Genomic DNA, 24,508 nt, shown 5'->3' with positions numbered 1-24,508 from the left:
ACAGTAAGAACCCGATTGGCTCAACTAAGCCTTGCTGACGCTTCGGCAAGTTTCGCTATATCTCACCAATCGGGCATTTACGGGCAGTTGTCCCCACCTATACTCCTTAGGTTTCTCTAAGTTTTGGTGGGGGCTTACTGCCCGTTTATGCGGGATAAAAATTGGAAAATTACCCATACTATAAGTATGGGAGGTATTTAGAATGAGACTCTTACTAATACTATTAGCCATATTATTTCCAATTGCATCGGCTGCGGCAGAGGCATCAACAATCCCAAGTAAGGTTGAGAATATTGATTTAAACATAAAAGACAATGAGATGGCCGTGACATTTATCGGTCTGACTTCAGGGGAAGCCACGATAATTCAAGGACCAAATAATGAAACGATTCTTGTCAATACAGGAAGGGAAGATACGGCGTCAGAGCTTGAGGGATGGCTTCGCCTCTATGATGTTAAGAAGGTTGGGACATTAATCCTGTCATCTGATGGTTCTGACCTTTCCTTTTCACACATCAATGATTTGATCACGAAATACCAGATAAAAAGAATCATTACGACGCCCAAACTGGCACCTCTAGTTACGAAACAATTGGATCAACAGAACCTTCTACCTGTGTTTTCATGGAAAGAGGGAACAAAGGAAACATTGCTTCCTGCATTGACCGCAGAGGTTCAATTTGTTGGTACAGATGTAAATGAGGGGCTTGATTTTGTGCTGAAGTTTTTTAACCATCGTGTGTTTCTAATGTTTTCCTCTAGCGACCGTGCCGAGGAAGAATTATTTAAAAAGAATCTACAGAACATCAATGTTTTTAAAATCCCCAATTGCACAAAAGAAGATTCTTTATCAAAAAAATTAATCCAATACTTAAATCCGCAAATATCTGTTCTATTTACACCGGAGGAAGAACATCCTGACCCCGAAATACTCCACAATCTGCAAGCCACATGGTCAGAGGTATATTCCACAAAAATGCATGGTTCGGTAACATTAAAATTTACGGATTCAAAGTATGAAGTGTTTACGATTCCTGTTGAAACCGAAGAATAGACTAAGATAATAAAAAAATTTAATGAAAGCGTTTTAGATAGAGGGCATGTTTTAGAAATATTGTTATAATAGTGGATAGAATCTTTAACATAAAGAAGTGATATAGTGAAAAAATGGATTCTTGTTCTAATAGCTGTTGTTTTTGTCGTAATTGGAGTTTCAGTAAAATTGTACCTAAGCGCGACGGATCCACTCAAGTCTGCCCAAGACAAGGCCGTTGCCCGTGCTGAAGACCAAGTAAAGTTCACTAAGGTGGAGGATTTCCATATTTATAATGGTCTTGAAACCGTCTATGTGATTGAAGGTGAAAATCAGGATGGAGAAGAAATCATTGCTTGGGTTCCTGAGAAAAAAGGTAAAATTATAGTTAAAAAAGCAAATGATGGCCTGACAAAGCAGGAAGCAGTTCAAAAATTGCTAGAAGAAAAAAATCCCAAAAAAATTATTTCAGTTAGATTGGGAGCGGAAAAAGATATCCCATTATGGGAAATTTATTATCGTTCTGAAAATGATTTAATAAATTATTATTACATTCATTTTGAAACTGGAGAATGGCTAAAGAAAATTGAAAATCTCTAGCAGGTGCAATGATTGGAGGAGAAATAATGGCAGTGCAATTAGCAAATCGGGTGTTGTCGCTGACACCATCATCGACTTTGGCGATTACAGCGAAAGCAAAAGAGTTGAAGGATCAAGGGGAAGATGTAATTGGCTTGGGTGCAGGGGAGCCTGATTTTAATACACCTGAACATATCCTAAAAGCTGCGGAAAAATCGATGTATGAGGGGCATACAAAATATACGCCGTCCGCTGGTTTGCCCGCATTAAAGCAGGCAATTATCAAGAAATTTACAGAAGACCAAGGATTGTCCTATAAGCCAAACGAAATAATCGTTGGAAATGGTGCAAAGCATGTTCTATACACCTTATTTCAAGTTCTGCTTAATGATGGAGATGAGGTCATTATTCCGACACCATATTGGGTCAGCTATCCGGAACAAGTCAAATTGGCCGGTGGGAATCCCGTATATATCGATGGACTTGAAGAAAATCAATTTAAAATTACGGCCGCACAACTGCGAAATGCCATTACACATCGTACTAAGGCGGTAATTATTAACTCCCCAAGCAATCCAACAGGAGTGTTATATTCGGAAGCTGAACTGTTAGAACTGGGCAAAGTCTGTCTTGAAGCTAATGTTTTAATTATATCAGATGAAATTTACGAAAAACTTGTATACGGAAATGCCAAGCATATCTCTATCGCTCAACTTTCTCCGGAATTAAAGGAACAAACTATTATCATTAATGGGGTCTCCAAGTCCCATTCGATGACCGGCTGGAGAATTGGTTATGCTGCAGGGATACAACCAATAATCGAAGCTATGACAAACTTGGCGAGTCATAGTACTTCCAATCCGACAACAACTGCTCAATATGCTGCGATTGCCGCTTATAATGGGCCGCAGGAGGCAGTCGAGGAAATGCGTCAGGCGTTTGAAAAAAGACTAGAAATCATTTATGATAAATTAGTTTCCATTCCTGGATTCTCTTGTGTAAAACCACAGGGAGCATTTTACCTTTATCCAAATGTAAAGCGGGCTGCAGAAATAACCGGATATAAATCGGTTGACGACTTCGTTTCCGGTCTCCTTGAGGAAGTAAAGGTCGCCGTTATTCCTGGTTCCGGATTCGGAACACCTGACAATATCCGTCTTTCCTACGCTACTTCACTTGAGCAATTGGAAAAGGCTGTTGAAAGAATGAACGAGTTCGTGACTTCAAAAGTAAAAGCTTAATGATCAACGAGAAAGTCTGCAGCCTGCAGGCTTTTTGCTTTCTTTACCAGCGTTGGATACCTAATACTCTTACCCGATGTGAAGGTTCATGTTATACTAAACAATGAGGTGTCCAATTAATGAAAGAAAACCTATTAGCATGGCTTGAGGAAGGCCAAATAACTGTTCCTGCCCTTTTATTTTCGGAGTATCGCAATCTTAATTTGACTGAAGTAGAACTTGTTCTATTGCTAAATATTTTAACCTTTTTGGAAAAAGGAAACGAATTCCCCACTCCTGAACAGCTTTCTGCACGAATGACGGTCTCCATTTCCGAATGTCATGAGATGCTCAGAAGGTTAATTCAAAGAGGCTGTCTTGAAATTATCGATGAATATTCAAAAGATGGCATTCGATTTGAAAGATATTCCATCAAACCATTATGGGAAAAACTAGTTAATCAATTTCTTAATAAAAATCGATTACACGAAGAGACCAGCAAGAAGATAGATGAAACTGACTTATATACATGTTTTGAGCAGGAGTTCGGCCGGCCGTTATCCCCGTTCGAATGTGAATCACTGGCAATGTGGATGGATGACGATCACCATGATCCGATTATTATTAAAGCTGCCCTTAGAGAGGCCGTTATGTCGGGTAAATTAAATTTTCGCTATATTGATAGAATTCTGTTTGAGTGGAAAAAGAACGGAATAAAAACGATTGAACAAGCGAAGTATCAAGGTCGTAAATTCCGTCAAAAGCAGGTGCAAAAGCATGGTGTCAAAGATGATTCCAATCAACCTGCCGTACCTTTTTACAATTGGCTGGAACAATAATTTAAACTTAACGAGAGAGATTCGCTCTCGTTTCTTTAATGTAAACGTTATGCGTTGGGAGGGAGAAATGAATGCTAAATAATGGACAAATTCGCGAATGTCTGGACAAAATCGGTGAAATGTTTCCAGAGGCCCATTGCGAATTAAATCATTCCAATCCATTTGAACTAATCATTGCAGTTTCGCTATCTGCACAGTGCACAGATGCCCTTGTTAACAAAGTCACCAAGGAATTATTTAAAAAATATAAAACGCCAGAGGATTATCTGAAAGTTTCACTTGAAGAATTGCAAAATGATATTCGTTCCATCGGCTTGTTTCGCAATAAAGCCAAAAATATACAGAGTCTTTGCCGCATGGTTTTGGACGAATACAATGGTGAAATACCGCTAGACAGGGATGAACTAACAAAACTCCCAGGGGTGGGGCGTAAAACAGCCAATGTTGTTGTGTCAGTTGCCTTCGGTGTACCTGCCATTGCCGTGGATACCCATGTTGAGCGGGTAAGCAAACGTTTGGGAATCTGTCGTTGGAAGGATTCCGTTCTTGAAGTCGAAAAAACATTAATGCGGAAGGTACCAAAACAGGAATGGTCAGACACTCATCACCGATTAATCTTCTTCGGCCGTTATCATTGCAAGGCACAAAACCCGCAATGTCCCTCCTGCCCATTATTGGAGTTATGCAGGGAAGGGAAGAAACGCATGAAGGGATTGAAGACTGTCAATGGATAATCGACAGACTATCCCAAACTTACTTGAAGATTGGCAAACAATAAAAATAAAACTTGAAGATAATTTTCGCAAGCGAAATCAGCAAGAGACGAGAGAACTAATGGAACAGGGGATTCAATTGTTCGTTATGTTTTTGTATTTGACAAACGAGAGTTCTGCAGTCATGGGAGAAAAGATTCCCTTCGAACAGTTTTCCTATAAACCGGTTAACATCGAAGAAAGATTAGGTTTTATTCAGTCAAGACCAAATTTGTTTCACTCATTTCGTCAGCTTGCTGAACTAATGGTTGAGCAAGAAAAACAATTTGTAAAAAAGAATATCAAAAAAAAATCGTCCAGGCATAATGTCTAGACGATTTTTTTATTTGTTTAATGTCCTCTTCTCGAACTCTCGCTTTCCTTCCTATACTTCGCCAATCATTAAATGTTAAGTGTATCTAATATTTTAATATAGTCAATTCGTGGTCGATATCCAAGCGGGATGTGATATCCCGTTTGATGAATTTCTTCTTTGGTAATCGATTTTCTGCCGCCATTATTCATCCTTTCCCAATAGGAAAGCAAGTTATGGGCCTCAAGTAAGTATACTTCATCAAATCTTGTAAAACGTATAATAACAAAGCAGATTCCACCTTGCTGCAGGACCTCTTCCATATGAGTGATTTGGTGTTGATGAAAGTTTTTTAACGGGAAGGAGGTGGGATTCTGTGTTTCTTTCGCTTCAAAATCAATATATTTTCCTTTATAAACCCCATTGTAATCTGTTGTCGAGGCTAGTTTAAAATAAGCCTCTTTTATGACGGCCGCACTCCGCTTTGGATAGTCAACCTGAACAATTTGGATTGGTGTCGGTTTTTTATGAATGACCGCCAGCTTTTGTTCCCGATAGTATTCATTCGTTTCGTTCAAATCTTCCTCGAGAGTCATGCCCCGGTTGCTGTACGCAGCGTTAGTTCTTTTATTATCTGTTCGCTTGTTTTCCTGGTTGTTTCGGATGAATTTTTTTCCGTTGGGATAATTTACATTCATGAAATGCACCTCTTTATGTCATACCTTATGATACCAAATCTGCATTTAAGTGGGGTGAATAAATTAAATGATCAAGCAGACTCTAATTATAATTGTACAGATTCTGTCAAGAAATGAAATGAATCATCTTCATATAGAGTCTGTATTCGCCCAAATTATAAATCTATTAGCCCACGATAAAGGGTGTTGACGACAATGAATCATCTTACAATCCAGGAACAAACCATTATTCGTCAGATCCAATCAGAAACCGATAAGAAAAATCTTGATAATATTTCAAGAACAGATGCCTATTTTTCTTATTTTAAGCAAAATCCAGATATTATTTGGTCATTTCTCGCCAGTATGGTTTCAAGGAATGGCGGCTACAATATGTGTGACTTAGAAGGGACAATCTTTCGTGAACTGCTGGCCCCGCAATTAAGGAAACAACTATTTCTAACCTATGAACGGGCTAATTGGTTGATCTTTCATGATGTTTTCCCACAATTATTGCTCTATCAATATTCGACGAAAATGGACCAGCCTCTGTTTCATTTGCTTCCGTATTTTCATGTATCTTCTTTTATACAAAAAGAGTGGTACCGCTATTGGCGGGAAAAAGATCGAGACCGCCTGACGACAGCATTGATTATTAATGAACAGAATGTCATTCAGTCTCCTGTTATTGACCATCCAGTTTATAAAAACAGGGTATTTCGCTCTCTTATTTTTAACTTTCAGGACTGGCTTCATTTTAGTGTAGTCTTGTTTCCAACCTGTGGTGGAGAGGTATACGGTGCCAGTGTAAACGGTTTTCGTTCACTTTCAAAAAGGATTAATCTGGGAAAGAGATTGGCCAGGATTTTATTTCATCCTAGATTATTTCCATATTTTTTTGAATTCGCTGAGAAAACTGCCCATACAGGATCAAGAAATGATTACGAGCAATTCTTTAAAGTTAAGAGTGCTGGAAAAACTCCTTTTTTAAGAACAACATTCCCAGTAATTTCCCATCATCAGCATGAATTTAGGGATTGGAGCACGAAACGTATGGTTTCCCCAACTTGGCTGTATATGCCCGCAAAGCATCAGCATCCCATACATCTTACCGATTGGTATATGGCAAAATCTAATCAACTGCAATTGTTGCTATCAGTGAAAAAAGTCCTTCATCTTACAGCATGGCAGTAAAAAAGCAAGGGGGATTGATATGCTCCCCTTGCTTTTTTACTCATTCTGCAGGACGATTAGGTCCTTCTAGTTTTTTATCGCCGTAACCAGTTCGGTTTTCAGCATTTTGTTGTGAAGTTTGTTTTTTGTTTTGTTTATTATTTTTGGTCATGGATAACACCTCCAATTATAGCTTGTACGGTTTTGCCATTTTCATTCGATAACTTTCTGTCGAATTAATACTTTAAACATGCCATAATCTCACTTTCTTTGACGAATAGCTTCTAGTTTTGTCAAGCAGGAAGGAAGCACGGGATGGAAAGAGAAATATACCTATAAGAATTCGCGAGGAGGCTTATAAATGACCATACCGTTAACCGAAAAAGACCAACTGATAACAAAGCTTACAGGGATCTATGATCAATTAGAGGAATTGGACTTGGCTTTAGAAGCGTCATTTTCCAACCTTCGCATAGACTTGGAGCGGGAACAACAGGAAAAGATTGCCGATTGTAATCAAAAGATGATACATTTAGAGAATATTATCGATTCAATTTCAATGGGGGCAGAAAAAATAAATGTCAGAGCGGTTAATTTACCTTACAGAAAGACTATTCCAGTATAATCGCTTGTTTTTACAGTATTATCAACATGCAAGAGAAACGGGAGAGAAGCAGGATTTTGAGAAAAGGATTAAGCCGTTTGTAAATGAAGTGAAAAATGTTAACGATGAATGGGAAAAGAGGATGAAGCAATGGCTGACAGAATCAGACCCTAAACATATTCACCTAAAGCAAATAGACACTACCACTTCCCATATTGAACAGCTCTCTGTGCAGGCTTTTTTTCCGGAAACCAGTAAAACCAGATTTCTCAATTCCCAACGTACTGTGGAATACTTTTTAACCGAGGTATTAAAAGAATTGAAATAACAAAAAAGAGATGCTTAGCAGCATCTCTTTTTTGTTATTCGTTCATTTTGATGAGGGAGTTTTCTGGTTCTTCTGGCACGGCCGCGCCAAGAGTTTCGAGTTCACGAACAAGATTGCGAAAATCGGTGATACTAATTTCGTTATAAATATACGCCTTCTTTGCAAAATCCATTAGTGCATTAACGTCATCAGTACTGTAATCTCTGCTTTGATTGAATCTACTTTTTAGTTCGCGGATGTCCATGTTTCAAATCCTCCTTCATCATTTTTTTAATCGTATCACGAAATAGAAGAGTTCATTAGTTTTTAAAAAATTTAAACTTTAGACAAAATCCACGTGATTTTGACAATTGTCGCAAGCTTCAAGTACTCACCATTCATCATATTGGTTCATATCGTGTAACAGAGATAAATACGGAGGAGATGTTTGCCCATGTTTGGTAAGACAGGACCAGGTCATCACTTTCAATATGGATATCCAGGACAAATAATGGGGCAGATTCCGATACAACACCAAGTGAATCAGCAGTCTTTCTACCGAAATCAACCATATCCTTATCAAATGGCCACGCAAAATAATGGCTGGAACCCGATTCAACAGGGGAATTACTATCCGCTAAATTATCCACAGCAATTTCAGCCTGGTTCCCAAGGTTTGTATCCTAATCAATATTTTCCGCAAAAGGAAGCGCAGTCATTATTCCATAACCCATTGCAGCCCAAGGAAGAAATGATGCCGTATCCTTACATGCCGATGACAGGATATCCAACTATGAATCCTTATCCGAAGCAGAGTTTTATTCCTAAGCAATCTGGCGGAATGCAGTCGATTTTAAATTCTTTTAAGTCACAGGACGGTTCGGTTGATTTGAATAAAATGATCAATACAGCCGGTCAAATGGCCAATGCGGTCACACAGGTGACATCCCTGGTGAAAGGTTTTGGCGGCATATTTAAAGCATAATAAAAAAGACGGTTTATTGGCCGTCTTTTTTATATTAGTCTTCGATGTTAATTATTTTTCCTGTTTCGCGTGGGACTCTGACTTGTAACAAACCATCACGGTAGGAAGCTTTAATATTTTTTTCGTTAATTGCATGCGGCAGTGAAATGGTTCTAGATGATTGATGGCGGACAAATTTGCGCCGGTAACTCCTGTTCCGATCATCCTCTGTCGTTTCAAGTTCATTATTTTCAACTGAGATAGTTAAGTAGTTTCCTGTGACATGCAAACCAATTTGTTCCTTTTTTACACCCGGAAGCTCGGCAGAAACGAGATATTCTTTGTCCTTTTCTTGCAAATCAACATGGAATCCTGCCTCAAAAGGAAATGGTGTTTTAAAGAATTCATCAATGGATTGTAATAATCCTTTAATCGGTTTCTCGCTGAAAAACTCATTCATTGATCGGATTAAGTCACCAAACGGCTCCGGAACAGGTTTTTTGGGATTATGTTTATCACTTGGAAGATTAGATGACATGTCTTTACCCTCTCCTTCGAAATTTTCACACGATATCATATGCAAATAGAACTATGGAGGTGCCCGGGAAGTCACATGTATCTCCGTAAAAAAACCGCAGTATGATTGTCTGCGGTTTTTGGATTATATTAGGTTAATCTCTTCCATTAAAATTTCAACATCCAAAATCATGTTGCCATCTTCATCAACTTCGACCAATTCATCCTTTTTCATCTTTGTCAGTGTCCGGCTGATCGTTTCTCTGGTAGTGCCAATCATATTGGCTAGATCTTTATTGGTAAATTCCGATTTTAGCAGTATGGTTCCATCCTCTTGTTCCGTACCGTGTTTCTGGGCGAGACGGATGAGCAGTTTTACGATTTGTTCATACGTATTATTTAGGATTTGCTCCTCCAAACGGTTTTGGAGGTCAACAATCTTTTCGCCAAGAACCTTAAATACCTTAATACAAAGTTCAGGATTTTCAATCAGGACATTTTCAAATTGGGAGATTGGCACAGCAATTAGAGTCGATGGTTCTAGCACTTCGGCATATGCTGGGTAATCCCCTTTGCGGAAGAAACCGACATGGGGAAACATTTCACCTTTTTTCATGATGGCCACAATTTGTTCTTTGCCGTTTACATCACTTTTATAAATTTTAATTTTCCCATCATAAATAAAGTAAACATTTTCCAGCCGATCCCCTTGAAGAAATACCAAGCTGTTTTTTTTCCATTCCCGTGCGATCGCAATTTCGGTCACCTTTAATAATTCTGTATCATTTAAGTCACGGAAAAGGGTAAAGTTAGAAAGCACCTGTTTGATTTCCTCTATTTTCATCATATCACCTTCGACTTTTTCTCATATTGATTCTATTGTAACAAAAAAACAAGAAATAGTTTAATGATTCCTAATAGAATTGCCGCAAACCAGAATTGTGAGGCAATCCTTAATGATAGGGAAAAAATTCCTGTGGATATAGACAATAAATTTGTGTTTTTGGCTTTTTATCCGAACGTTCATTCGCTACAATAGAAGTAATGAGGTGAGTAGGTTGAAACTGAAAAAAAGTCTGCAGGATATACTGTATGAGTTAAAAATAAATGAGGATTTTAAAGATAATATTGTCGCCTGGAATACGATTCCAGAACGGAAAGCGCAAACAGTCCCTTTGCCGGAGAGGTTACATCCTGCTTTAAGTGATGCCCTTTCCAATAAAGGGATTGAAGCACTTTACACTCATCAAAAAGCGGCTTATGAAAAAGTAATGAATGGAAGCAGCATTGTGGCGGTAACCCCCACCGCTTCCGGGAAGACGTTATGCTACAATCTTCCTGTTCTGCAATCGATTCTGTTAAATCCGAGTTCCCGCGCATTGTATATGTTCCCGACAAAAGCACTGGCCCAGGACCAAAAGAGCGAAATCAATGAAATTATTCAAGCGGCAGGGGTTGATATTAACAGCTATACATATGACGGCGATACCCCGGCCAATATTCGCCAGCGGGTGAGAAAGGCAGGCCATGTCGTTATTACAAATCCGGATATGCTGCATTCCGGAATTCTGCCGCATCATACGAAATGGGTGTCATTGTTTGAAAACCTTAAATTTGTTGTAATCGATGAACTTCACACCTACCGGGGTGTTTTTGGCAGTCACGTCGCCAATGTAATTCGCAGGTTAAAGCGGATTTGCCGCTATTACGGCAGTAATCCGGTTTTCATTTGTACGTCGGCAACGATTGCCAATCCACTGGAACTGGCGGAAAACCTGACCGAAGAGCAAATGGTGCTGATTGATAACAACGGGGCTCCGAGCGGTAGAAAACACTTTTTATTTTATAATCCGCCAATCGTTAATAAACCACTAAATATTAGACGGAGCGCTACACTGGAAGTCCGGAAAATTGCCGGAGAATTATTGAAAAATAAAATTCAAACGATTGTGTTTGCAAGAAGCAGGGTAAGGGTTGAAATCATTCTTACCTACCTGCAGGAATTGGTTAAACGACAATTGGGTCCAAAATCGATTATGGGATACCGCGGCGGCTACCTTCCTACTGAACGCAGGAAAATCGAGAAAGGATTGCGATCTGGAGAAATATATGGAGTTGTTAGTACAAATGCTTTGGAATTGGGCGTGGATATCGGGCAACTGCAGGTTTGCGTTATGACAGGTTATCCAGGAACGATTTCAAGCGCCTGGCAGCAGGCAGGCAGAGCGGGCAGAAGGCACGGCGAAGCCCTGATTATCATGGTGGCCAGTTCGAGCCCGCTTGATCAATATATCATTCAACATCCCGACTATTTTTTCAATAAAAGCCCGGAAACGGCCCGGATTAACCCTGATAATCTAATTATTTTAATTGATCATATGAAATGTGCGGCATATGAGCTGCCATTTAAAGCAGATGAACAATTTGGCCATGTCGGGACGGAGGAACTGCTCGAATATTTGGCGGAGGAGCGAATTCTGTATCGAAACGGGGATAAATGGTATTGGATGAACGATTCTTTTCCGGCACATAACATCAGTTTGCGCTCGGCGTCACAGGAAAATGTCATTATTGTCGACCAGACAGATGTGGCCAATGTTAAGGTCATTGGGGAAATGGATCGCTTCTCGGCGATGACACTGCTTCATGAAGAAGCAATCTATCTTCACCAAGGTACACAATACCAAGTGGAAATGCTTGATTGGGATGAGAAAAAAGCCTTCGTCAGAGAAGTGGATGTTGATTATTTCACCGATGCCAATTTGGCAGTCCAGTTGAAAGTTTTAGAGGTAGACAAGCTCAAGTCTCTTGAGGATGCCGAAATTGGCTATGGTGATGTCAGTGTCAGGGCCATGGCGACCATTTTCAAAAAAATTAAATTTGAAACACATGAAAACATTGGTTCTGGCCCGATTCATCTACCTGAAGAGGAGCTTCATACAAATGCAGCGTGGATGTCATTAAACAAATCATTCAAGGAACTTGGGCATGATCGGCTTGAACAGGGGCTTACCGGTGCTGCACATGCTTTAGGGGCGATTGCGCCATTATTTGTTATGGCTGACCCCCAGGATATTCACGTTATCCCTCAGGTAAAGGCAGACCATAACGAAAAACCGACAATCTTTTTTTACGATCGATATCCTGGGGGAATTGGTCTTAGTGAAAAAATCCATACCGGTATGGCAGAGGTATTCACAGAAGCAAAACAAATGATTGAGCGCTGTCGCTGCGAATCCGGTTGTCCATCCTGCATCGGGACAGACACGGTGGGAGATACAGCCAAACAAGATGCTATGAAAATCATTGACTCTTTTTTGCATGAGTCTTTTTATAACGGGGAAGTGCATTAAATGTCATTAAAAAACAAATTGAATCGGTTAAAGCCGCATATCTCCAACGGGAGTCAGCCGGCAAAAACTCCACCAGTTCTCCCAGTTCATCCGGTTCATCCGACAATTGAGATTCCCTTCAAGGAAAAATGGGAAAAGGAGAATGTTCTCCCCTATTTTCTTGAACAGGATTACTGTTTGATTAGAGAAGTGAAATTCCCACTCTCCTATCAGCATGGTCACTATCGGTTTGAAGAATTTCTGGAGGCAGTCAGCATCTGGAATGAAAAGGGAATAAGTCATCCCCTGTCGGCAAAAGGCTTTAATGCTAAAGAAATGTTCTTTTTTGATACGGAAACTACAGGCCTTGGCGGAGGGGTTGGCAATACGATTTTTTTGCTTGGCTATGCGAGTGTGTCCGAGGACCAGTTGGTATTAAGGCAGCATATTCTTCCGCATCCCGGTGGAGAAGTGGCTTTATATCAAAGTTTCTTGGAAAACATAAATTACAAAACCTTGGTAACCTATAATGGTAAGGCGTTTGACTGGCCACAGGTCAAAACAAGACATACCCTCGTAAGAGAGCACGTCCCGCAGCTGCCGGCATTTGGTCATTTTGATTTATTTCACGCAGCAAGAAGATTATGGAAGCACAAATTGGAGAGGCTGAAACTGACCATTGTTGAAAAGGAAGTCCTTGGCGTGGAAAGAGTCGATGATATCCCCGGGTACTTGGCACCAATGATTTATTTTGATTTTGTCGAAAGCAGAGTGCCCGACGGTATGTTGGGAATCCTGAAGCATAATGAACTGGATATTTTATCGTTGGTTACTTTATATACGCATCTTACCTACCAACTTTGTGGTAGAGATTCGGCCCAATCAAGAGTTGAGACATTTGAGGTGGGACGCTGGTATGCTGCCATAGGTGAAAATAGTCAAGCGGAAAAAGTTTTGGGTAAGCTGACAAACGGGGAGGACATTACTTCTTTCCGGGCGAAGCTGATCTTGGCATTTCAGCAAAAAAAGAATCGTAACTGGGAGAGAGCAAGGATATTGTTTTCGGAGGCCGCAGAAAGTGATGATGAACAATTGGGGTTAGAGGCTTATCTGGAGCTGGCTAAAATCCATGAACATCGCCTGAAGGATTATAGCCTGGCGATTGAGTATTGTCGGCAGGCACTTGAAATCATTGAGGAAAGTGACAAAATCGGCCCGAAGGATCCAAGTGTTGAGCAGTTTCAAACGCGGTTGGCGAGGCTGGAACGGAAAGCTGCCCGAAATTCAGCAAAATGAAAGATTGGGTTGTAACAAAATGTTCACAAATTAAACAACAAAACTGTATTGTTATCCGCCCATAAACAGGGTAAAATTTTTAATTGTGTTGAGTAAAACATAACTCAAAAACATGATGGAGTGGGTAATATGTATAAAGCAATTTTATTTTTATTCTTTGTTGTTGTTTGTCTGACAGCAGTGGTTTTTACCAGCCTTAAAGATAGTTTTTATTCCATGTTTTAGGAAAACAATCTCCGATTTTCGGATTTATTATAAAAAATAGGTGTTTTCATTAGTACAAGAGTATCTTTCTTTTCATAGGCTGTTAATGTAAACAGAATATGAATAGAAGGGAGAGCATAAAATGTTTCTTGGAACTAATTTCGCCCCGCCGGTGATTCATCCGACTCAGCAGATTGTAAACCATACTTTCTCAAATACGGTGGTGCCTCATATTCATCCGGTGCACACAACAACTGTGAACCACCATATGTTTGAGCATAAGCATTATTGTCCACAAACTGCGTCATGCGCTGAAGAGGTATGTAATCAGCATATTAACTGCTGTAACCCATGTGCGCCTGCTGCGCCTACAGCGATGATGCCGATGTCCAATGCCTTGCCAAATGCTATGCCAAATGTTATGCCAGGATTTGGCCCAGGAGCACCAGGATTTGGCCCAGGTGCACCAGGATTTGGCCCAGGTGCACCAGGATTTGGCCCAGGAGCACCAGGGTTTGGACCAGGACCTATGATGGGTCCTAGACCATAATTAATTTGGTTTCTTACAGGGGCTATCTAGCCCTTGTTTTTTACTATATTCTATGCTGTAGTTGTAAAAGTGTTTGTCCTTTTAAAAAATTTTTTCTTAAGGAGAACGTTCTTGGTAAAAGTATTGGCGATATCGGGGTATAAACCATTTGAACTGGGGATTTTTAAACACGATCATCCTTCAGTCCATTACATAAAAGCTGCGATAAAAAAAGCATTGCTGCCCATGGTGGAAGATGGGCTGGAATGGGTGTTGATTAGCGGTCAATTAGGTACGGAGCTCTGGGGTGCCGAAGTGATATTTGAACTTCAGCTTGAGTACCCAGAACTAAAACTTGCCGTGATTACTCCATTCCTAGATCAGGAAGCCTCTTGGAACGAGACGAACAAGGAATGGTATGCATCAATCTTGGCTCAGGCTAATTTTATTGATTCTGTGACGAAAAAGGGCTATGAAAAGCCATGGCAATTCCGCTTAAAAAATCAATTCTTCATTGAAAAAACAGATGGGTTACTTCTTTTATATGACCAGGAAAAAGAGGGAAGCCCTAAGTATTTATATGATCTGGCATTACAATATCAAAATAATAATCCTTACCATATGGAGGTAATCACCTTCTACGACCTGCAAATGATTGTCGAAGATGAACAGTTAAAACAGACAGGTTTTTAATTTAAAAGAATACTTCTGTAGTCTGATAATATAATCTAATTGGAGTTACTTCGGCCTTGTGTGAATTGAAAATTGACAAAACAATATATTTTTGGAAAAATAATAGGTAATGATTGGCTAAACTTGAGGTGATTGGAATGTTGTCCGATAAAGTGAAATTAACAGCAAAGGACATTTTAGAAAAAGAGTTTAAAACTGGTGTGCGCGGTTATAAACAAGAAGACGTGGATAAATTTTTAGATTTAATCATCAAAGATTATAGTACCTTCCATCAGGAAATAGAAGACCTGCAACAAGAAAACCTCCGTTTGCGTAAACAGCTTGAGGAAACATCCAAACGGCAGCCTGTGGCTCAGCCTGCAGGGACAACAAATTTTGATATCCTAAAGCGCCTTTCTAATCTTGAAAAGCATGTATTTGGGAATAAGCTTTACGATTGACAATCTGTTCCTCCATTTCCTATTGAAAACAATTGAAATGCCGGCTGAATACGCCTATAATAAAAAAGTATCGTTAATGACGTTCGGGTAATCGCTGCAAGGAGCATTTATGCGAATTGTTGAGGAAAGTCCATGCTCGCACAGGCTGCGATGCCTGTAGTGTTCGTGCCTGGCGAATTCATAAGCCAGGGCAGCCGGACGAAAAGTCTGGTTGACGGCTGGGAAAATACCTAAGTCCGGTTAGGATATGGTATGAGTACCTATAAAAGTGCCACAGTGACGTAGCCTTTCTAGAAATGGAAAGGGTGGAACGGGTAAACCCCACGAGCGAGAAACCCAAATTATGGTAGGGGCACTTTCTCTGAGGAACTGAACAAGGAGAAGGACAGATTCACTAGAATCTGTAGATAGATGATTGCCACCCTGGTACGAGACTGCAAAGTCGCTTGAAGTACCTTGGTACAGAACATGGCTTATAGAACGTTATTAATGGAAAGTATGAAATAACCAGCTCTCCGCTTTAGGAGGGCTTTTTATTTGTATTTCACACAGTTGAATTGGCAAACAGATTTTAGTCCATAATGGATAAGATGATAGAAATTGATACATAAGGGTGAAACGATGGGAAAATATCAGATAATTGCCACTGCAGCTATGGGGCTTGAGGCATTAGTTGCCCAGGAGGTAAGGGCATTGGGCTATGAGTGTCAGGTCGAAAATGGCCGAGTTACTTATACCGGAGATGAATCCGCCATTGCCAGAAGCAATTTATGGCTCCGCACAGCTGACCGAATTAAAATTAAAGTTGGTGAGTTTAAGGCCTTTACCTTCGATGAATTATTTGAAAAAACAAAAGCATTGCCGTGGGAAAATTTCTTACCGGAGGATGCCGAATTTCCGGTAATCGGAAAGTCAGTTAAATCAAAGCTCTTTAGTGTGTCCGACTGCCAGGCAATTGTAAAAAAAGCAGTTGTCGAACGAATGAAAAAGCATTATAAACGAAGCACGTGGTTTGATGAGAATGGAGCCTTATTTCGAATTGAAGTCGCGTTATTAAAGGATGTTGCTACCATTACCATTGATGCTAGTGGCTCAGGACTTCATAAACGCGGCTACCGAGCTTCGCAGGGGGAAGCACCATTAAAGGAGACGTTAGCTGCCGCACTTGTGATGCTGACAAATTGGCGCCCCGAAAAGCCGTTTATCGATCCGTTTTGCGGGTCAGGTACAATTCCTATCGAAGCGGCGATGATCGGCCAGAATATAGCCCCAGGCTTTAACCGAGAATTTGTATCGGAACGATGGAACTGGATGCCGGCAAAAGTTTGGGATGAGGTTCGTACAGAGGCTGAAGATGTGGCTAATTACGACCAGCCCCTTGATATTGCTGGCTCTGACATTGATCACCGTATGGTGAAAATTGCACAAGAGAACTCGTTTGAAGCGGGGTTTGGCGACCTTATTCAATTTAAGCAGATGCAGGTCAGGGATATTTCCACCGACAAGGAATATGGTGTCATAGTCGGAAACCCTCCATACGGAGAACGATTAGGAGAAAAGGGCGCAGTTGAACAAATGTACCGAGAAATGGGACAGGCGTTTAGTAAACTAGATACTTGGTCTATATATATTTTGACTTCTCACGAAGAGTTTGAGCAATTTTACGGGAAGCCTGCCACGAAGAAAAGAAAACTATTTAATGGATTTATTAAAACGGATTATTATCAATATTGGGGGAAAAGGCCGCCCCGACAAAATAGCGGCGAAATCGAAAAAGGTTAATGTTGGCGTCAAAGGACGCCTTCTTTTTATGCGGAGGGATTAGATGCAAAACCGAATGCCGTTTACAGTATCAAAAACCGAATCATTCTATGATAAATTAAGCGAATGGATTGGCGATTTATTTTATGATGTTTTGCCAGATGCAGGATTCGAGCTGCGAGATGAACAAATTTATATGGCCTTTCAGCTTGAAAAAGCTTTCAAACAGAAAAAGGTAATGTTTGCTGAGGCTGGAGTCGGAACGGGAAAAACGATTGTCTACCTGCTTTATTCCATCATGTACGCACGATATACGAATCGGCCTGCCATTATTGCTTGCGCAGATGAAACATTAATCGAACAACTTGTTAAAAAAGAAGGAGATATTGCAAAATTAGAACAGATACTTGGACTTAATATTGATGTTCGGTTGGCAAAATCACAGGATCAATATTTATGTTTAAGGAAGCTCGATCAAGCTCAAACGGGTGATTTCGAGGAAGCCTTAAATATCCATGAATCGCTGCCTGAGTTTGTTCATAGTGTCAGCTCGATGCAAAAGTTTGAAAAATATGGGGATCGCAAGGATTATTCCTCACTTTCTGATGAGAAGTGGGGCAGGATAAGCTGGGATTCACTGCAGGATTGTTTTTCTTGTGAGAAACGTCATCGCTGTGCCCTCACATTAAACCGGGAATATTACCGTCATGCGCAGGATTTAATCATTTGTTCCCATGATTTTTATATGGAGTATATTTGGACAAGAGAAGCAAGGAAACGGGAAGGGCAATTGCCTTTATTGCCAGAGCATTCTTCCGTGGTGTTCGATGAAGGGCACCTGCTTGAGTTTGCTGCCCAAAAGGCACTGACTTATCGCTTTACCGATTACACCTTGGAAACCCTTCTGACAAGGCTAATGGAAAATGATGTTCGGGAAAAGACATTATTTACAATTGAACAGGCATTAATGGAAAATGAAACGTTCTTTGAGACATTATCACATTTCTCCCATAAAGCCCTAGGCTCGGAAAAACAGATGATTCGGAAACATCCGCTGATTTCAAAAACCGGGCGGAAGCTTCTTGCCACGTTGCAATCGTTAGAGGAAGAGCTAGTTTTTGAAAGCGAACTATATGTCATTAACGAATATGATTTAAAAATCGTTGAGGAATATCTAGAGCAAATTACGTATTCCTTATCTCTGTTCCTTCAAGAAATAAACGGGATTACCTGGCTGGAAGCGGCAGGAGAGGAACGGACACTTGTCATTATGCCTAGAATGGTTGAAGATGTCTTGAGAGAAGAAGTGTTTTCACAAGCCAAGCCTTTTATTTTCTCGTCTGCAACCCTGTCAAATGAAAAGTCATTTGATTATATTGCTGACAGTTTAGGAATCACCGACTACCTTGCGTTTTCAGTTGCCTCACCATTTGATTACGAAGCAAATATGAAGATTTTTCTGCCTCGATTTAACCAGGGCAGCACTGGTAGCAAAATGGATTATCTCATCGAAAAAATCCGCGATTCCGAAGGACGGGCTCTAATACTCCTAAATAACAAAGAGGAAATGGAGACTTTAAAAGCAGGACTGAAGGATGAGCTCAGGTTCCCCTTTCCAATCTATTTTGAAGGGGACGAAGAGATTAGCACGCTTGTGGCAAAATTTCAAAATGAGGAACATGCTGTGTTATGTTCCACTCATCTTTGGGAAGGTCTCGACATCCCGGGGCGATCGTTAGAAAATGTCTTAATCTATTCGCTTCCTTTTCCACCGGAAGACCCAGTTTTTACTGCAAAAAGAGAAGTATCCTCCGACCCATTTTTAAAAGTCGATTTGCCTTATATGCTCCTCCGCTTGCGTCAGGGGGTCGGCCGGTTAATTCGCAGTGAATCAGACAGGGGGAGCGTGCATATACTCTTGGATGATGACCTAGATGCATATGTACTTGAAAAAATAAATGAAGTGCTGCCAACACAACCTTTGAAATAAAAAAATCGGAAGCGGCCAATTGGTCTCGCTTCCGATTTTTTTATTAGCGCCCAAGTGCTCTGCGTCCGTCAGCAGTCATTTTGTCTGGTGTCCAAGCAGGCTCCCAAATAAGATTGACTTCAACGTTCCTTACCTCTTCAATCCCTTCGACACAATAGCGGACACCACTGGTGATGCTGTTATGGAGTGGACAGCCAGGAGTTGTCAAAGTCATTGTAATAATTACATCATTGCTCTCGGCAACTTCAATATTATAGATTAACCCCAAATCTACAACATTAATTCCCAATTCCGGATCATATACGCTTTTTAACTCTTCAAGTACTTTTTCTTGTAAATTCATGTTAAACACCTCTTATTTTTTCATTACCCTAAAAATACTGCCAGAGAATATGATAAACACAACAGAAACAATGAACTGGCCGGTATTAAAGAGCAGTGTTTGTTTGAACATTAGTGCACAAAAGACAATAAGGACTGCCACGATTAACAGGGAAAGACTCGGTACGATGATTTTTTCATTCATCATGTCTTTTAACGACGGAACTTTCGTTTTACCGATTTCATTGCTGTATTTATAGGTCCACCATAAGAAAGGAACAATTTTATATAAATACCCGGCGATACTTAGGACAATCCAAAGGAGAATATAAGCATAAATCAGCGGTCCTATCGCAGTTGTAAAATAATTGGTCCATAGAAGGATAAAGGCCGCAAGATGGATTAGATTGCCAAACCCGATTGCTGACAAGGCGAACGAAAACGGCTTATCCAGCTTTTTCTTTAATCTTTTTTTGATAATGATGCTAATATGCCAGCTAAAAATTGTAAAACCTGCCAAAAGTAAAAAGAAACCTAATTTTAACAGGATGCTTTGTTCGGTAAAAAAGGAAATAAGGGTTACTACTAGACCAGAAACATATATAGTGTAAACATACCGGGCTTGCGTCATTGTGAACCCGTGCGCCAGTGAAAACATAGGAACCATTTTATAGGAAAAGCCAAAGATTAGCAGGGTAAACCAGCCTGTTAATCCCATTAATAAATGACTCTTAAAAAACGATTGATAGTATGCTGAACCTGTACCGGTCTTCATACTGATGAGCAAGGTAATTCCTAAGAATATGGTCAGTAATAAACTAACCAAAGCCGTTCCGACAAAAGCGGTAAGGATATTGGGACTCTCTTGGACTTTTAACGTCATCAGCATTTGGAACAAAAACATAAGAATCCCGATAAGCATGATGACTCCGGGAATCATCGCATATTGAGGTGCCCAATAAAGCATGCTTGAAAACACAGTAATTCCAACGGCGGTAATGAAAAATTGGATGAACCCAAACTTTTCATTCCAAATCTTCGTCAAGAACGCAACAGGCACTAGCTGGTACATGGCACCCATTGCCACCATTAAGGCCCAGCCTAAAATTAACAAGTGGGCAGCCGACCAAAGTGGCGGGATGCGGAAGCTGCCGTCCGCCATCATTTGACCATTTACTAAAATAACCACCTGAGAAAGAATCAGGGCAATTAAACTATATAGAATAAACGAAAAGGGGAGCTTTATATTTGTCTCACTTCCCAGGTTTTGCGGTACCATATTCATTCACCTGCTTATCGGAAGATTTCAATTTTAAAACTTCCGTCATCTTGTGGTTCAGTCCGTTGTTTATAGCCAAGCTCTTCAAGCTGCTCGTATAAAAACATCGGTCTTCTATCATTAATAATCGTTAAAACCTCGCCATCCGGCAATTTTTCCAAAGCGGCCAAAGTTCTCATCATCGGCTGTGGCGGCTCTAGCCCGCGATTATCCAATATCATGAAAGGTCACCCTCCTAAATCATTTAGCTTTGCTTCGTAAAAACAACTTTCCAATGTTTTTTCTCTAATTCTTCTGCTTCGTGGGTAAAGCCTTTTGCTTTTAATACAGTAAATAATGGGGTCGGCTTAAACGGGGCATGAAGTATGAAGATATCATTCTTCTTTAATTCTTTAATCGCCTCCATTATTTTTTGAAACGGTTCGATTTTATTCTTTAAATCCTCGCGAACATCTAATTCAATGATTTTCGGTTCCACTAGGTTTCGCCTCTTCCTTCTGTTTTATTTAGTTACATTGTAACAGTGGAATCCTAGCAAAAATGTGATGCGCGTCATAGTTATGATTAATATAGTGAAAATAATTCTCAGTGTAACAAACCTGTGAAAAATTCGACAAAAAAAATTAACATTTTTCTAGCTTAAGTGATAAAAGTCACTAGCCCGTGATATTTCTAGCGTTACAATACAGCTCGGATTGAATTTTGAAAGGAGATAAACTCATGGAAATACAACGGGGTACCGATACAAAAAGTGTGATAAAAGCAAACAGGAACGCACTTTTAAAATCCATTTTAATTATTACGATTTTACTTAGCTTCACCGTACTGCTTGGCGGCGGGTACTGGATCTTTAAGGAACAGGCACCTAGACCATTGAAAGTGACCAATTCAAACGGCGAAGTATTATTAACTAAAAAATCTATTATGGGCGGTCAGGCAGTATGGCAAAAGTACGGCTTGATGGATTATGGTACAGTTCTGGGACATGGTTCATATATGGGACCGGACTATACAGCAGAATCTTTAAAAATATATACAGAAGGAATGCAAGACTTTAAAGCGAAAAAACAATTTCAAAAAGATTTTTCATCTTTAAAGGAAGACGAAAAGTCTATCATTAAAAATAATGTTATGAAAGAAATGAGAAAAAACCGTTACGATGCAAGTCAGGATACGTTAGTCTTGACTGATGCACAAGCCTACGGTCTTAAACAAGTCAGAGCTTATTATAAAGGTATTTTTACAAAAGGCGATGGCTGGGGCTTGAAGGCTAACTTAATTAAGGATTCAGATATGCCGGCAACAGACCGTGCCTATGTGGACAAAGGCGATCAACTTAAACAAATCTCTGATTTCTTTTTCTGGACTGCTTGGCTGTCAAGTACTGTTCGTCAAGGGGATAAGATTACCTACACCAACAACTGGCCATATTATGAGGATGCTGGTAACCAGATGTCTTTCTCAGCAGTTTGGTGGAGTGGGGCAAGTATAACGATCCTGATCTTAATGATTGGCGTGATATTATACTTATTCTACCGCTATCAATTTAGTATGCAGGAAGCGTATAAACAAGGAAACTTTCCACGGATTGACTTACGGAAAATGCCAGTAACAAATTCACAAATCAAATCAGGAAAATATTTTACAGTCGTCTCGATCTTGTTTTTTGTTCAGTGTATGTTTGGAGCGTTACTGGCCCACTATTATATAGAGCCAGACAGCTTCTTTGGAATTAAGTGGATTCATGATATTCTTCCATTCAACATTACGAAAGGTTATCATCTTCAGCTAGCTATCTTCTGGATTGCCACCGCTTGGCTTGGAATGGGGATTTATGTGGCACCATTAGTTGGCGGCTATGAGCCGAAAAAACAAGGATTATTAGTAGATATTTTATTTTGGGCGCTTGTCGTCCTTGTAGGCGGAAGTATGGTTGGGGAATGGCTTGGTGCTAATGGGAAATTGGGCAATAGCTGGTTCTTGTTTGGGCATTCTGGCTGGGAATATATTGAGCTTGGCAGGGTTTGGCAAATCGTCTTGATTGCTGGGATGTTTATTTGGCTGTTCATCGTTTTCCGCGGAATTAAATCAGGATTGAAGCGCGAGTCTGATAAAGGCGGACTTATTCACTTATTATTCTACTCAGCCATTGCCGTTCCTGCATTTTATGTCTTTGCATTATTTATCAACCCAGGCACGAGCTTTACATTCGCCGATTACTGGCGTTGGTGGATTATCCATCTTTGGGTAGAAGGTATTTTTGAAGTATTTGCAGTAGTCGTAATTGGTTTCCTTATGGTCCAATTAGGCTTGGTAACGAAAAAATCAACTTTAAGGCAATTATATTTCCAATTAATTCTCCTACTAGGCAGTGGAGTTATTGGGATTGGCCACCATTATTACTATAACGGTTCTGCCGAAGTCTGGCTTGGACTAGGGGCAGTCTTTTCAGCATTAGAGGTTATTCCGTTAACATTATTAATTCTTGAGGCATATGAGCAGTATAAAATGATGCGTGATGGCGGTGTTGACTTCCCATACAAAGGTACTTTTTGGTTCTTGATATCAGTGGCGATTTGGAACTTGGTCGGTGCCGGAGTACTTGGATTCTTAATTAACCTGCCTGCAGTTTCCTATTTTGAACACGGACAATTCTTGACCCCAACACATGGTCACGGCTCGATGATGGGTGTGTACGGGATGTTTGCCGTTGCCGTACTTTTATACACATTGCGAAATATCGTGAAGCCGGAAGCATGGAACGATAAATGGATCAAAATCAGCTGCATATTATTAAACGTTGGACTTGCCGGAATGGTTTTCTTATCATTGCTTCCTGTCGGCTTCATGCAAATCAAAGAAGCTTTCTATAACGGATATGCTGCAAGCCGCGATGCATCGTTCCTAAAGCAGGATTTAGTTCAAAGTATTCTAACATGGCGTGCGGTGCCTGACACGATCTTCCTAATTGGTGTGGTAATATTAGTGCTATTCTGTATTAAAGCATTTTTCAATTTACGTAAACCGACACATGGGGAAGAAGTACCGCTGCCTATTAAGGACTTGTCGATAGATGAAGATTAGCGCTTAAATGGAAAAATCCGCATGGCTTAGCTTTGCGGATTTTTTTCCTTACTGGACGATTCTTCGTAACAATCGAAACAATAAATCTGTTTTTCTTCTGTTACAACCCCATTAAAGAATCCGTCAAGGCAGTAGATTTCCTTATTGCAACATGTACATAGTCCGACCAATTCCTTCAATTTAATTCCCCCTTAATAGTAAACTATGAACAAAATCATGCCCTGCATGTGATAGGACGCACTTGGTATTGGAAGAAGTTTCTTTATAATGGTAGAGAAGTTAGCAACTAAAGTAAAAGGAGTGATAATAGTGCAAACCTACGTAAAAGTGATTCATGTTCCTGATTATCCACCACGGGAGAAGCATCCGACAATCTTTAATGCCTTTGATGGATTGGCATCTGGGGAATTTATGCAGATTGTGAATGATCATGATCCAAGACCGCTGCTTTACCAATTCATGATGGAAAGACCAGAGCAGTTCTCTTGGGAGTATCTGGAGGAAGGCCCGGAAACATGGAAAGTAGCGATTAGCAAGATATAATAAGTAATCGAGTTCGGATTCTAAACCAAATTTTTCTCAAACTCTCTCTTAACGTTTTA

General features: G+C 40.2%; 28 protein-coding genes and 1 other RNA gene. 20 read left to right on the top strand and 9 right to left on the bottom strand.

Annotation, left to right across the window (positions count from 1 at the left end):
- Nucleotides 1-202: 202 nt before the first annotated feature.
- From ACZ43M_RS18855 to ACZ43M_RS18830, 6 genes are all read left to right on the top strand, one after another.
- Entirely contained in the window at nt 203-1,054 is an 852-nt protein-coding gene (locus tag ACZ43M_RS18855) for a ComEC/Rec2 family competence protein (protein WP_464504056.1), read from the top strand.
- Nucleotides 1,055-1,159: 105 nt separating this feature from the next.
- Complete coding sequence (locus ACZ43M_RS18850; RefSeq protein WP_464504055.1) at nt 1,160-1,633, top strand: cell wall elongation regulator TseB-like domain-containing protein; 474 nt, start codon at nt 1,160-1,162, stop codon at nt 1,631-1,633.
- 32 nt (nt 1,634-1,665) lie between these two features.
- A complete protein-coding gene (locus tag ACZ43M_RS18845; RefSeq protein ID WP_464508064.1) occupies nt 1,666-2,853 on the top strand; it encodes a pyridoxal phosphate-dependent aminotransferase in 1,188 nt (395 codons plus the stop codon).
- A gap of 119 nt (nt 2,854-2,972) precedes the next feature.
- The gene (locus ACZ43M_RS18840; RefSeq protein WP_464504054.1) at nt 2,973-3,671 is read left to right on the top strand and encodes a DnaD domain-containing protein; all 699 of its coding nucleotides are present in this window, start codon (nt 2,973-2,975) and stop codon (nt 3,669-3,671) included.
- A 71-nt stretch (nt 3,672-3,742) separates the two neighbouring features.
- Nucleotides 3,743-4,405 carry an endonuclease III gene (gene nth, locus ACZ43M_RS18835; RefSeq protein ID WP_464504053.1) on the top strand — a complete coding sequence of 221 codons (663 nt, stop codon included), beginning with the start codon at nt 3,743-3,745 and terminating at the stop codon, nt 4,403-4,405.
- Nucleotides 4,398-4,757: a YpoC family protein gene (locus ACZ43M_RS18830; RefSeq protein ID WP_464504052.1), complete on the top strand. Its 360-nt coding sequence runs from the start codon at nt 4,398-4,400 to the stop codon at nt 4,755-4,757. The genes nth and ACZ43M_RS18830 overlap by 8 nt, the downstream gene beginning before the upstream one ends.
- 68 nt (nt 4,758-4,825) lie before the next feature.
- Here the strand turns inward: ACZ43M_RS18830 and recU are convergent, their stop codons facing one another.
- Nucleotides 4,826-5,434: a Holliday junction resolvase RecU gene (gene recU, locus ACZ43M_RS18825; protein ID WP_464504051.1), complete on the bottom strand. Its 609-nt coding sequence runs from the start codon at nt 5,432-5,434 to the stop codon at nt 4,826-4,828.
- A 195-nt stretch (nt 5,435-5,629) separates the two neighbouring features.
- Between recU and ACZ43M_RS18820 the strand changes: the two genes are divergently transcribed.
- The 3 genes from ACZ43M_RS18820 (at nt 5,630) to ACZ43M_RS18810 (ending at nt 7,518) form a co-directional block, all read left to right on the top strand.
- The gene (locus ACZ43M_RS18820; RefSeq protein WP_464504050.1) at nt 5,630-6,607 is read left to right on the top strand and encodes a DUF2515 domain-containing protein; all 978 of its coding nucleotides are present in this window, start codon (nt 5,630-5,632) and stop codon (nt 6,605-6,607) included.
- A gap of 340 nt (nt 6,608-6,947) precedes the next feature.
- Nucleotides 6,948-7,211, top strand: coding sequence for a hypothetical protein (locus tag ACZ43M_RS18815; RefSeq protein ID WP_464504049.1), 264 nt, complete (start codon nt 6,948-6,950; stop codon nt 7,209-7,211).
- Nucleotides 7,165-7,518, top strand: coding sequence for a DUF1798 family protein (locus tag ACZ43M_RS18810; protein WP_464504048.1), 354 nt, complete (start codon nt 7,165-7,167; stop codon nt 7,516-7,518). Before ACZ43M_RS18815 ends, ACZ43M_RS18810 begins: the two co-directional genes overlap by 47 nt.
- Nucleotides 7,519-7,552: 34 nt before the next feature.
- Here the strand turns inward: ACZ43M_RS18810 and yppF are convergent, their stop codons facing one another.
- On the bottom strand, nt 7,553-7,762 hold the full coding sequence (gene yppF, locus ACZ43M_RS18805; protein ID WP_464504047.1) for a YppF family protein: 210 nt from the start codon (nt 7,760-7,762) through the stop codon (nt 7,553-7,555).
- A gap of 189 nt (nt 7,763-7,951) precedes the next feature.
- Here yppF and ACZ43M_RS18800 point away from each other — a divergent pair, with 189 nt between their 5' ends.
- Nucleotides 7,952-8,482, top strand: coding sequence for a YppG family protein (locus ACZ43M_RS18800; RefSeq protein WP_464504046.1), 531 nt, complete (start codon nt 7,952-7,954; stop codon nt 8,480-8,482).
- A gap of 34 nt (nt 8,483-8,516) precedes the next feature.
- On the opposite strand, the gene ACZ43M_RS18795 is transcribed toward ACZ43M_RS18800, so the two are convergent.
- Together ACZ43M_RS18795 and ACZ43M_RS18790 are read right to left on the bottom strand one after the other, a co-directional pair.
- Nucleotides 8,517-8,999 (bottom strand): Hsp20/alpha crystallin family protein, encoded by a 483-nt coding sequence (locus tag ACZ43M_RS18795; protein WP_464504045.1) that lies wholly within the window; start codon nt 8,997-8,999, stop codon nt 8,517-8,519.
- 123 nt (nt 9,000-9,122) lie between these two features.
- Nucleotides 9,123-9,821 carry a Crp/Fnr family transcriptional regulator gene (locus ACZ43M_RS18790; RefSeq protein WP_464508063.1) on the bottom strand — a complete coding sequence of 233 codons (699 nt, stop codon included), beginning with the start codon at nt 9,819-9,821 and terminating at the stop codon, nt 9,123-9,125.
- A 214-nt stretch (nt 9,822-10,035) separates the two neighbouring features.
- On the opposite strand from ACZ43M_RS18790, the gene ACZ43M_RS18785 reads away from it, so the two are divergent.
- From ACZ43M_RS18785 to ACZ43M_RS18750, 8 genes are all read left to right on the top strand, one after another.
- Nucleotides 10,036-12,330, top strand: coding sequence for a DEAD/DEAH box helicase (locus ACZ43M_RS18785; protein ID WP_464504044.1), 2,295 nt, complete (start codon nt 10,036-10,038; stop codon nt 12,328-12,330).
- Entirely contained in the window at nt 12,331-13,605 is a 1,275-nt protein-coding gene (locus tag ACZ43M_RS18780; RefSeq protein ID WP_464504043.1) for a ribonuclease H-like domain-containing protein, read from the top strand. It begins immediately after the preceding gene.
- Between the two features lie 346 nt (nt 13,606-13,951).
- The gene (locus ACZ43M_RS18775; protein WP_464504042.1) at nt 13,952-14,359 is read left to right on the top strand and encodes a CotD family spore coat protein; all 408 of its coding nucleotides are present in this window, start codon (nt 13,952-13,954) and stop codon (nt 14,357-14,359) included.
- Between the two features lie 111 nt (nt 14,360-14,470).
- Nucleotides 14,471-15,031 (top strand): SLOG family protein, encoded by a 561-nt coding sequence (locus ACZ43M_RS18770; RefSeq protein WP_464504041.1) that lies wholly within the window; start codon nt 14,471-14,473, stop codon nt 15,029-15,031.
- 137 nt (nt 15,032-15,168) lie between these two features.
- A complete protein-coding gene (gene gpsB, locus ACZ43M_RS18765) occupies nt 15,169-15,471 on the top strand; it encodes a cell division regulator GpsB (protein WP_464508062.1) in 303 nt (100 codons plus the stop codon).
- A gap of 79 nt (nt 15,472-15,550) precedes the next feature.
- Nucleotides 15,551-15,952: RNase P RNA component class B (gene rnpB, locus ACZ43M_RS18760), an RNA gene on the top strand.
- A gap of 140 nt (nt 15,953-16,092) precedes the next feature.
- On the top strand, nt 16,093-17,253 hold the full coding sequence (locus ACZ43M_RS18755) for a THUMP domain-containing class I SAM-dependent RNA methyltransferase (RefSeq protein WP_464504040.1): 1,161 nt from the start codon (nt 16,093-16,095) through the stop codon (nt 17,251-17,253).
- Nucleotides 17,254-17,296: 43 nt separating this feature from the next.
- Nucleotides 17,297-19,222 (top strand): ATP-dependent DNA helicase, encoded by a 1,926-nt coding sequence (locus ACZ43M_RS18750; protein ID WP_464504039.1) that lies wholly within the window; start codon nt 17,297-17,299, stop codon nt 19,220-19,222.
- Nucleotides 19,223-19,265: 43 nt separating this feature from the next.
- Here the strand turns inward: ACZ43M_RS18750 and ACZ43M_RS18745 are convergent, their stop codons facing one another.
- From ACZ43M_RS18745 to ACZ43M_RS18730, 4 genes are read right to left on the bottom strand one after another with little or no spacing between them, the layout of a single operon-like run.
- Nucleotides 19,266-19,565 (bottom strand): metal-sulfur cluster assembly factor, encoded by a 300-nt coding sequence (locus ACZ43M_RS18745; RefSeq protein ID WP_464504038.1) that lies wholly within the window; start codon nt 19,563-19,565, stop codon nt 19,266-19,268.
- Nucleotides 19,566-19,577: 12 nt separating this feature from the next.
- Entirely contained in the window at nt 19,578-20,822 is a 1,245-nt protein-coding gene (locus ACZ43M_RS18740; RefSeq protein ID WP_464508061.1) for a hypothetical protein, read from the bottom strand.
- 14 nt (nt 20,823-20,836) lie between these two features.
- Nucleotides 20,837-21,043, bottom strand: coding sequence for a DUF2249 domain-containing protein (locus ACZ43M_RS18735; protein WP_464504037.1), 207 nt, complete (start codon nt 21,041-21,043; stop codon nt 20,837-20,839).
- A gap of 23 nt (nt 21,044-21,066) precedes the next feature.
- Nucleotides 21,067-21,300, bottom strand: a complete 234-nt coding sequence (locus ACZ43M_RS18730) for a DUF2249 domain-containing protein (RefSeq protein WP_464504036.1) — start codon at nt 21,298-21,300, stop codon at nt 21,067-21,069.
- 242 nt (nt 21,301-21,542) lie between these two features.
- On the opposite strand from ACZ43M_RS18730, the gene ACZ43M_RS18725 reads away from it, so the two are divergent.
- On the top strand, nt 21,543-23,906 hold the full coding sequence (locus ACZ43M_RS18725) for a nitric-oxide reductase large subunit (RefSeq protein WP_464504035.1): 2,364 nt from the start codon (nt 21,543-21,545) through the stop codon (nt 23,904-23,906).
- Between the two features lie 26 nt (nt 23,907-23,932).
- Here ACZ43M_RS18725 and ACZ43M_RS18720 read toward each other — a convergent pair whose 3' ends face one another.
- Complete coding sequence (locus ACZ43M_RS18720; RefSeq protein WP_464504034.1) at nt 23,933-24,085, bottom strand: hypothetical protein; 153 nt, start codon at nt 24,083-24,085, stop codon at nt 23,933-23,935.
- Nucleotides 24,086-24,215: 130 nt separating this feature from the next.
- On the opposite strand from ACZ43M_RS18720, the gene ACZ43M_RS18715 reads away from it, so the two are divergent.
- On the top strand, nt 24,216-24,449 hold the full coding sequence (locus ACZ43M_RS18715) for a DUF2249 domain-containing protein (protein WP_464504033.1): 234 nt from the start codon (nt 24,216-24,218) through the stop codon (nt 24,447-24,449).
- Nucleotides 24,450-24,508 lie beyond the last annotated feature (59 nt).

Source organism: Neobacillus sp. B24 (assembly GCF_055381825.1).
This window is presented reverse-complemented; position numbering and strand designations above follow the sequence as displayed.